Genomic DNA, 8,228 nt, shown 5'->3' on the forward strand with positions numbered 1-8,228 from the left:
GCCCTCCGACCACGGAGGGGGCGCCCCCGCGGTCGGCCGGGTGACGGTGCGGGAGTGGTCGGAGGGCGTCGACGGTCCCCCCTCGCAGCGGGCGTCCAGGTCGACGGCACGGTTTCGACCGCCCTCACCAGGTGTTCCTGGCTAGCCTGGCAGCATGCGGATGCCCGCTCGGGGGTCGGTCACGCGGCGCGACGTCGCGGTCGCGTCGTTCGCCGCGCTCGCGGGGGTGGCGGTCGCGGTGTCGAGATCGGTGGTCGGCACGCAGGGCGCGCCGTTGTGGGCCGAGCTCGTCGCCCAGCTCGCCGGAGCGGCGATGCTCCTGTGGCCCCGGCTCACCGGTCCGGCGGTCGTGGGCACCGCGCTCCTGTCGTGGGTCTCCCCGAACCCGGCGACGATCCTCACGGCGTTCGACGCGGGGGAGCGGCTCCCGCCCCGACGCGGGGCGGTCTGGGCGACGGCGGGCGCCCTCCTGATCCTCCCCGCTGCGCCGCTCGCGTTCGGCAGGTCGGACGTCGCGATGGCGGCCGTGCTGGTCCTGCTCGTCCTGGGCCCCTGGCTCGCGGGGCGCAGCAGACGCGCCGAGCGGGTCGCGGCGGCCGCGCTCCGTGAGCGCAGCGCCCAGGCCGCGGAGCACCTGGCGGCCCAGGTCCGGACCACCGAGCGGGAACGTCTCGCGCGAGAGATGCACGACGTCGTCGCGCACCGGATCAGCTACGTCGTGCTGCAGAGCAACCTCCTGGAGACGAAGGTCGGCGACCCGCAGGTTCGCGAGGACGTGGAGCGGATCCGCGACACGGCGCGCGAGGCGCTCGAGGAGATGCGCGCGATGCTGCACCTCCTCGGGCGGGACGGCACCCCGGTGGCGATCGAGCAGCCCTCCTTCCGGGACGTCGCGGTCCTGGTCGAGGAGGCGCGCGCCGTGGGGCAGCCCGTCGAGGTGGACGCCGACGTCGTCCCCGGGGAGCCGCCCGGGCTGTCCGAGCGCACCGCCGTGCGGATCGTGCGCGAAGCCCTGACCAACGCCGTGCGTCACGCGCCAGGGGCGGAGACCTCCGTGAGCATCGCCGAGGAGGACGGCACGCTGCGGGTCGCGGTCGTCAACGGTCCCTCGGCGATCCCCGAGGTCGAGATGCCCACCGGAGGCCACGGACTGCAGGGTATCCGCGAGCGTGTCGCCCTCGTCCGGGGAACCACGACGATCGGTCCCACGCCCGACGGCGGGTTCCGCGTCGAAGCACTGCTGCCGAGGAGGGATGCATGAGCCGTGCCATCCGTGTCGTGGTCGTCGACGACGAGCGACTGTTCCGCGAGGGCATCGCCGGCCTGGTCGACGCGGCCGACGACCTCGACGTCGTGGGGACGGCCGAGAACGGTCGCGAGGGGGTCGAGGCGGTGCTCGCGCACCACCCCGACGTCGTCCTCATGGACATGCAGATGCCCGTCATGGACGGCATCGAGGCGACGGAGGAGATCCGTCGCGCGTCGCCCGACGTCCAGGTCGTCATCCTGACGAACTTCCAGTACGACGAGTACGTCGTGCCCGCGCTGCGGGCCGGAGCCGCGGGCTACCTCCTCAAGGACAGCACCGCGACCGAGGTCCACCAGGCGATCCGGGCTGCGGCCGCCGGGGAGGCGATGCTCTCTCCCTCCGTCACGCGGCACCTCCTCGACTCGCTCGGCCCGGCCATGAGCACGCGGCAGGCCGCCGCGCGCGTCAAGGTGGGCGGGCTCAGCGAGCGGGAGCGGGCCGTCGTCGGGCTCCTCGCCACGGGCCTGTCGAACGCCGAGATCGCGCGGGCGCTCTACATGGCCGAGCCGACGGTCAAGACCCACCTGACCCACGCCATGGTCAAGCTCGGGGTGACGAACCGGACGCAGGCCGCGATCCTCGGCCACGACGCGGGCCTGCCCGACGAGGGCACCGGCTGATCCCGCCGCGTCGAGATCCCGTCGGGCGACAGCGTCGAGATCTCGCCGGGCGACAGTCACGTCACGAACTCGCGTCATGGATCCGTCTCCGTCCGGTCTCATCTACAGGAGCCAGAAGAGACCGGATCACAAGAGTGGCGACGTGCGGCGGCCACTGACGGAGGAACCATGTCCATCACGGAGCGAACGTCCCCGAAGTCCCCACCTCCTGACGAGGTGCAGGAGGAGGTCGTGCTGTCCCGCCGCGAGCTGGTGGTGCTCACGCACCTCACGGAGGACATGACCCTGGAGCAGCTCGCCGCGATCCTGTTCGTCACCCGGAACACGGTCAAGTCCCAGCTGCGCAGCATCTACCGCAAGGTCGGTGTCTCGAACCGGGCCGACATCCTGCGCTGGGCGCGGGACCGCGGCATCTCCTGAGCCTGGCACCAGGCCCGGCACCCGGCTCGCCGACGGGCGGGCGGAGGCGCGCCCGAGGTGCGTGCCGGCCAGGTGGTGGGATGCTCGAGGGACGCGCCGGTCGACGACGACGGGCCACGACGTTCCGAGGCGAGCATGGGACAGGGACGGCAGGAGCCGGACGACCCGACGGTCACGGACCCCGACCACTACCGGGTGGTCTTCGAGAACGACCGCGTCCGGGTGCTGGAGTACGAGGACCAGCCGGGTACGCGGACGCACCCGCACCATCACCCCGACAGCGTCATGTACACGCTGAGCGGCTTCGAGCGGCGCATCTCGTCGGGAGAGCGCGTCATGGACGTCGTGCTGGAGGCGGGGGAGACGCGCTGGCTCCCGGACCAGGTGCATGTCGGGGAGAACACCGGGACGACAGCGACTCACGCAGTCTTCGTCGAGCTGAAGGAAGCGGCCCCCGACCACCAGGCACGGGGCGAGCACGGAGAAGGCGGGCTCGGGGCCGTTTCTTGACCCGTCGCCGCGACGAGGTCAGTGGAACTCGTGACCCGCGTCGTCGGTGCCGACTGCTTCCATCGTGACGTCCTCGCCCGGGGCGGAGGGCAGCGCGACGAAGCGCATCTCGACCAGCACCACGTCCTGGCACTGCGGACACAGGCGTTGTTCTTTCCATCGGCGGTGCGGCATCGCGATCCTCGGTTCTTGCGGGTAGAGCACGGCCGTCGCAAACGCCCCTGACCGGCCGGTCAGGGGCGTTGTCTCGCTGAGGTGGCGACGCGGGCAGGGGCTCGCGTCGCCGTCGCTGATCGTAGCCCCTGGCGACGGTCCGCGGATACGGGGTGGGGAGACTTCTCCGACCCGCTCCGACGCGGGCACGATCAGCGCGCGAGCCGTTCCACGACCGCCCCGTAGAGCCAGGGCACGTGCGCCGCGAGCGGCACGATCGCCCGGCGCGCGGGCGAGGTCGCCCACGCGACGAGCCCCGAGGTCAGCACGCGGTAGTCGCGCGTGACGCGCGACCAGTCGCGCTCGTACGCGCCCGGGTCGCCCAGGTGCCCGACGGCGGCGCTCGCCTGCGCGAGGCCCACGCGCAGCCCTTCGCCCGTCAGGGCGTCCACGTACCCCGACGCGTCCCCGACGAGGCGCACCCGGCCGGTGCTGCGCCGTCGGGAACGTTGGCGAAGAGGGCCGGCACCGCGGACCGGGCCCAACGGCTCGGCGTCCCCCAGGCGCTCGGCCAGCTCGGCGAAGCCCGCGAGGGCCTCGTCGAAGTGCGTGCCGGTGGGGCCGAGCATCGCGATCCCGACGACGTCCCGCGCCACGGGCGTCACGTACGCCTCGACGTGGTCGCCCCAGTGCACCTCGACCAGGTCGGTCCACGCGGGCACGCGGAAGTGGCGGCGCAGGCCGAAGCGGCGCCGTGGGTCCGGGCCCGGACGGACGGGCGGGGCGGTGCCGCCGAGCTCGCTGGGGATGCGCGCGGCGTGCGGCACGGCCTCGCCCCCGGGACCGTCCGCCCCGTCGTGCCCCTCGCCGCCGTGGCGGCTCCGCGCCAGGAGCGACTCGTGCGCGGGCGCGTCGGCCCCGACCTCCAGACCAGCGAGGCGGCGCACGGTCGAGTGCAGCCCGTCGCAGCCGAGGAGCCAGCGCGCGCTGATCCCGGCGGCCGACACCCGGTCCGCGGTCTCGTCGATGCTCTCGACCCGGCCGGTCACGGTCGTGGTTCCGAGCGAGGCCGCGCGCTCCGCGAGCGCGGCGTGCAGCGTGGTCCGTCGCACGCCCCGGCCCTGCCCGGCCGTGAAGAGATGGTCGGCGTGCCGGTGCGCGTCGCGGTAGCTGATGCCGCGCAGGACGTGACCGTCGGGGTCGACGTCGAGGGCCTGGAGCGCCCGCAGCGCGCCGGGCATGAGGCCCTCGCCGCACGCCTTGTCCACCGGGCCTGTGCGCGGTTCGACCACGACGACGTCGTACCCCGCGAGCCGCGCCTCGATCGCGGCAGCCAGGCCGACCGGCCCGCCGCCGACGACCAGCACGTCGGTGTCCGTCACGTGCGCGGGAGCGCGTCGAGCGCGCGCTCCTCGGCCGGGAGCCGGAACCGCAGCAGCAGCACGGCGTTGAGCACCGTGAAGACGAGCGCGGTCGTCCAGCACGAGTGGACGAGCGGCAGCGCGAACCCCTCGACGACCACCGCCACGTAGTTGGGGTGGCGGAACCAGCGCTGTCCGGGGTGCTGCGCGATCCATCGGTAGGGGCCGCGGTCGACCCACGGCAGCCCGGGGACCACGATCACGCGCGTGTTCCACCGGGGCCCGAGCGAGGTGATGCACCACCAGCGCAGTGCCTGGCTCGCGACCACGAGCACGAACGCGGGCCACCCGACCCAGGGGATGAACGGCCTGTCCGCGACGTTGACCTCGACGACGCACGCGACGAGCAGGCCCGTGTGCAGGGCGACCATCGCGGGGAAGTGGCCGCGCCCGGTCTCGACGCCGCCGCGTGCGAACGACCACCTCGCGTTGCGCGCAGAGACGACGAGCTCGGCGAGACGTTCGAGCGCGGTCGCCCCGACCACGACGTAGAAGAAGACGAGCATCAGCCCTCCAGCGGCGACGCGGGCAGGCGGAGCAGCACGAGCTCGGCGCTCACCCCTGGCCCGAACGCCATGAGGACGCCGTGCCGGCGGTCGGTCGTGCGCGGCGTCGTGAGGCCCCGCACGGGCGGCGCCTCGTGCGCCGCGAGCGTCGCGGCGAGCACGTGCAGCACCGACGACGACGACAGGTTCCCGACGGCGGCCAGCGACTCCCGGCTGAGCCGCAGGTCCGCCTCGTCGAGACCCAGCGAGTCGCGCACGACGTCGAGGATGCGCGGCCCGCCCGCGTGCACGACCCACGTCCCGACGTCCTCGGTCGCGAGGTCGTGCTCGGCGAGCAGCGACTTCACGTCCCCTGCGAGGTGTGCCGCGATGACCTCGGGGAGGCCCGCGGACAGCACGATCCCGAAGCCGCTGTCGCGGATCGTCCAGCCGAGGTGGTCGGCGGTCTCGGGGTACAGGCGGCTGCGGGTGTCGACGACCTCGACACCCTGGGCGGCACCGTCGGGCAGCTCGGGCCGGCGGTCCCCGGACCGGCCGTCCACGGGCGGGAACCCTGCCCGGTGCGCGTCGCCGACCATGACCACGGCCGCCGCGCCGTCGCCGAACAGCCCGGTCGAGACCAGGTTCGCCATGGAGTCGTCGCCGTGCTGGAGCGTGAGCGAGCACAGCTCGACCGACACCAGCAGGGCGACGTCCCGCGGGTGCCCGGCGAGGTAGTCGTGCACGCGGGCGATCCCCGCGGCCCCCGCGACGCAGCCCAGCCCGAACGACGGCAGCCGCTTGACGTCGGTCCGCAGACCCAGGCGCGTCACGAGCTGCGCGTCGATCGAGGGCGCCGCGATCCCGGTCACCGAGGTGAAGAGCAGGAAGTCGACCTCGTCCGGGGCCAGCCCGGCGGCGTCGAGCGCGGTGCGGCACGCCTCCTCGGCGAGGTCCGTGCCGACGCGGATGAAGTGGTCGTTCGCGACCCCGAACGACGTGAGCCCCGCGTACTCGTCGAGGGCCAGTGCCGTGTGGCGGGTCCGCACGCCGCTCGCCCCGTGCAGGCGGCGCAGGACGGCGCGCTTGGCGGGCGACGGGGTCAGCAGGGGCCCGATCGTGTCCGTGATCTCGCTCTGGGGGTGTGCGACGCCCGGCAGAGCCGGACCGACCGCGAGCAACCGCGACATTCCCGCATCGTGTCACGGCGACGCGCAGGCCGCGCGTTGCTAGCGTCGGGCGGACGAGGACCCCGCCGAGCGCGGGGCCGGCAGCGACGGCAGGGACGGCGGTGCGGTGACGAGGACGACGAGGGAGACGACCCTGACGACGGTGCGGGGGCTCGCGCTCGCGAGCCACGCGGGGCCCACGGTCGTGGTCACCGCCCTGGCCGGCTTCTTCGCCGCAGGAGTGGGCTCGGGCGCGACGACGACGGCGCTCGTGGTCGCCGCGGTCCTCACCGGTCAGCTCTCGGTGGGCTGGTCCAACGACTGGCTCGACGCCCGCCGCGACGTCGCGGTGCAGCGCACCGACAAGCCCGTCGTGGCCGGTCTCGTCTCGACGCGGCAGGTGCACGCCGCCGCTCTCGTCGCGGCCGGCGCGTGCGTCGTGCTGTCGCTCGCGACCGGGCTCGTGGCCGGGCTGGTGCACCTCGTGGCGGTCGCGAGCGCGTGGTCGTACAACGCGTGGCTCAAGTCGACCGTGTGGTCCTGGGCGCCGTACGCGGTCTCGTTCGGTCTGCTGCCGCTGTTCGTGGTGCTCGCGGCTCCCGGCGACCGGGTCGCGGCCCCCTGGGCCATGGCCGCGACCGCGCTCCTGGGCGTGGGCGCGCACGTCGCGAACACGCTGCCCGACCTCGAGGACGACCGGGCCACCGGCATCCGCGGGCTGCCGCACCGGCTCGGCCGGACACGAGCGAGCGTGCTCGCCCCGCTCGTGCTCGTTCTGGCGGTCGGTGTGGTGGTCCTCGGCCCGCCCGGACCGCCGAGCGTCGCGGCCTGGGTGGGCGGGATCGTGGCGGTGGCGCTCGCGGTGTCCGCAGGCGTCGTCGCGGTGCGGCTGACCATGAGCAGGCTGCCCTTCGCGCTCAGCATGGCCGTCGCGGCCGTGTGCGCGGTCCTGCTCGTGCTGGCCGGCCCGGACGTCGCACTGCCGGGGTGAGCGGCGCCGTCGGGCCTCAGGCGAGGGCCCCGGCCGTGCCGGGCGGCCTGCCGGACGGGCTCACGACGGCACCTGACCACCGCAGCCTGGTGTCGCGATGCCATCGACGCGTACCTGGGCGGTCCAGGTCCACCCGGCGCCGACGTCTCGGAGGTCGTTCGCGGGAAGCTCGATCACCCCCGGGCTGCTGGGGCTCACGCCGACCTCCCTGACGTCCGTGTCGAGCGGCGTCGAGTACTCGAGCCGTGTGCCGTCGGGGCCCACGAGGACGGCCTCGAGCGAGGCACCGGCGCTCGCGGGGACGTCGCCGTCCCAGGTGAGCGTGATCTCTGATCCCAGGCCCTCGGTGGGCAAGGGATGGGTGACCCCCAGGCGGGTGATCGTGCTCGGCGTCGTCCGGCTGAAGGTCGCCTCGCTGAACCGGGGCGCGTCGGGGCGCGACTCGTCCTCCCACGCCGTGCAGGCCGTGGCCGACACGAACTGTCCGCCCCTGGTCGTGGTGGGGCCGTAGGCGTACAGCAGCCCGGCCACGCACAGGACGGTCGCCGCCGCGGTGACGACCTTGGACCCGCGCCGTCCCTGCCGGACGAACGGTGCGAGCAACGCGTGGGGCTCGGGCGCGACGGACCGCACGACGACCGTCGACAGCAGGCTGTCCGCGAACGTGCGGTGCTCCTTGTCCCACAGCGGACGCAGGTACCCGACGAAGCACAGCGCGTCGAGGACGTGCGCGAGCCAGCGCAGGACCGTCGTGAGGAAGCCGACCGGTCGGCCGGAGTCCGGGTTGACGACGACGATCCCCACGGCCCGCTTGCCGGGCGTCGCGCCCGTGTACGCCTGGAGAAGGACCATCGCGAGCACCGCGCCGATCATCCACGCGCTCTCGGACCAGGTCACGCCCTCGAACGCGGTGCCCATGCTGCCGTTGTTGTCCAGACCGGGGAGCGCGCTCGGCGCGACCCCCGGGCCGACGACCACGAACATGAGCGCGGCCAGGATCGAGTTGTCGAGCAGGAACGCCCCGACGCGGCGCAACCAGCTCGCGTACGGGCCGAAGAGCGGGGCCTCGTCGAGGTAGACGAGGCCCCGCGGGGGGGTGGGGGCCCGGCCCCGGGGGAGGGGGGGGGGGGGGTGGGTGCCGGGCTCGGCG

Annotated in this window: 10 protein-coding genes; 5 read left to right on the forward strand and 5 right to left on the reverse strand. The window is 74.3% G+C overall.

All coding sequences use genetic code 11. The features are described 5' to 3' along the window. The first annotated feature begins 154 nt into the window (after window positions 1–154). The 4 genes from ACFRCR_RS14320 (at window position 155) to ACFRCR_RS14335 (ending at window position 2,859) form a co-directional block, all read left to right on the forward strand. On the forward strand, window positions 155–1,261 hold the full coding sequence (locus ACFRCR_RS14320; RefSeq protein ID WP_377678434.1) for a sensor histidine kinase: 1,107 nt from the start codon (window positions 155–157) through the stop codon (window positions 1,259–1,261). Next, window positions 1,258–1,929, forward strand: a complete 672-nt coding sequence (locus ACFRCR_RS14325; RefSeq protein ID WP_377678436.1) for a response regulator — start codon at window positions 1,258–1,260, stop codon at window positions 1,927–1,929. Before ACFRCR_RS14320 ends, ACFRCR_RS14325 begins: the two co-directional genes overlap by 4 nt. Window positions 1,930–2,097: 168 nt before the next feature. Then, the gene (locus ACFRCR_RS14330; RefSeq protein WP_138827093.1) at window positions 2,098–2,349 is read left to right on the forward strand and encodes a helix-turn-helix transcriptional regulator; all 252 of its coding nucleotides are present in this window, start codon (window positions 2,098–2,100) and stop codon (window positions 2,347–2,349) included. A gap of 135 nt (window positions 2,350–2,484) precedes the next feature. Next, entirely contained in the window at window positions 2,485–2,859 is a 375-nt protein-coding gene (locus ACFRCR_RS14335; RefSeq protein WP_377678438.1) for a cytoplasmic protein, read from the forward strand. 18 nt (window positions 2,860–2,877) lie between these two features. Here the strand turns inward: ACFRCR_RS14335 and ACFRCR_RS14340 are convergent, their stop codons facing one another. From ACFRCR_RS14340 to ACFRCR_RS14355, 4 genes are all read right to left on the reverse strand, one after another. After that, the gene (locus ACFRCR_RS14340; RefSeq protein WP_168210015.1) at window positions 2,878–3,033 is read right to left on the reverse strand and encodes a hypothetical protein; all 156 of its coding nucleotides are present in this window, start codon (window positions 3,031–3,033) and stop codon (window positions 2,878–2,880) included. Between the two features lie 191 nt (window positions 3,034–3,224). Continuing rightward, window positions 3,225–4,394 carry an FAD-dependent monooxygenase gene (locus ACFRCR_RS14345; RefSeq protein WP_377678440.1) on the reverse strand — a complete coding sequence of 390 codons (1,170 nt, stop codon included), beginning with the start codon at window positions 4,392–4,394 and terminating at the stop codon, window positions 3,225–3,227. After that, the gene (locus tag ACFRCR_RS14350) at window positions 4,391–4,939 is read right to left on the reverse strand and encodes an isoprenylcysteine carboxyl methyltransferase family protein (RefSeq protein ID WP_377678442.1); all 549 of its coding nucleotides are present in this window, start codon (window positions 4,937–4,939) and stop codon (window positions 4,391–4,393) included. Before ACFRCR_RS14350 ends, ACFRCR_RS14345 begins: the two co-directional genes overlap by 4 nt. Further along, window positions 4,939–6,108, reverse strand: coding sequence for a type III polyketide synthase (locus ACFRCR_RS14355; protein WP_377678444.1), 1,170 nt, complete (start codon window positions 6,106–6,108; stop codon window positions 4,939–4,941). The genes ACFRCR_RS14350 and ACFRCR_RS14355 overlap by 1 nt, the downstream gene beginning before the upstream one ends. A gap of 106 nt (window positions 6,109–6,214) precedes the next feature. Here ACFRCR_RS14355 and ACFRCR_RS14360 point away from each other — a divergent pair, with 106 nt between their 5' ends. Continuing rightward, window positions 6,215–7,078: a UbiA family prenyltransferase gene (locus ACFRCR_RS14360; protein WP_377678446.1), complete on the forward strand. Its 864-nt coding sequence runs from the start codon at window positions 6,215–6,217 to the stop codon at window positions 7,076–7,078. A gap of 60 nt (window positions 7,079–7,138) precedes the next feature. Here the strand turns inward: ACFRCR_RS14360 and ACFRCR_RS14365 are convergent. Further along, window positions 7,139–8,228: RDD family protein (locus tag ACFRCR_RS14365; protein WP_377678447.1), on the reverse strand; the 1,090-nt coding region annotated here is incomplete at its 5' end.

The organism is Oerskovia sp. NPDC056781 (assembly GCF_042789955.1).
GTDB lineage: Bacteria > Actinomycetota > Actinomycetes > Actinomycetales > Cellulomonadaceae > Oerskovia > Oerskovia rustica.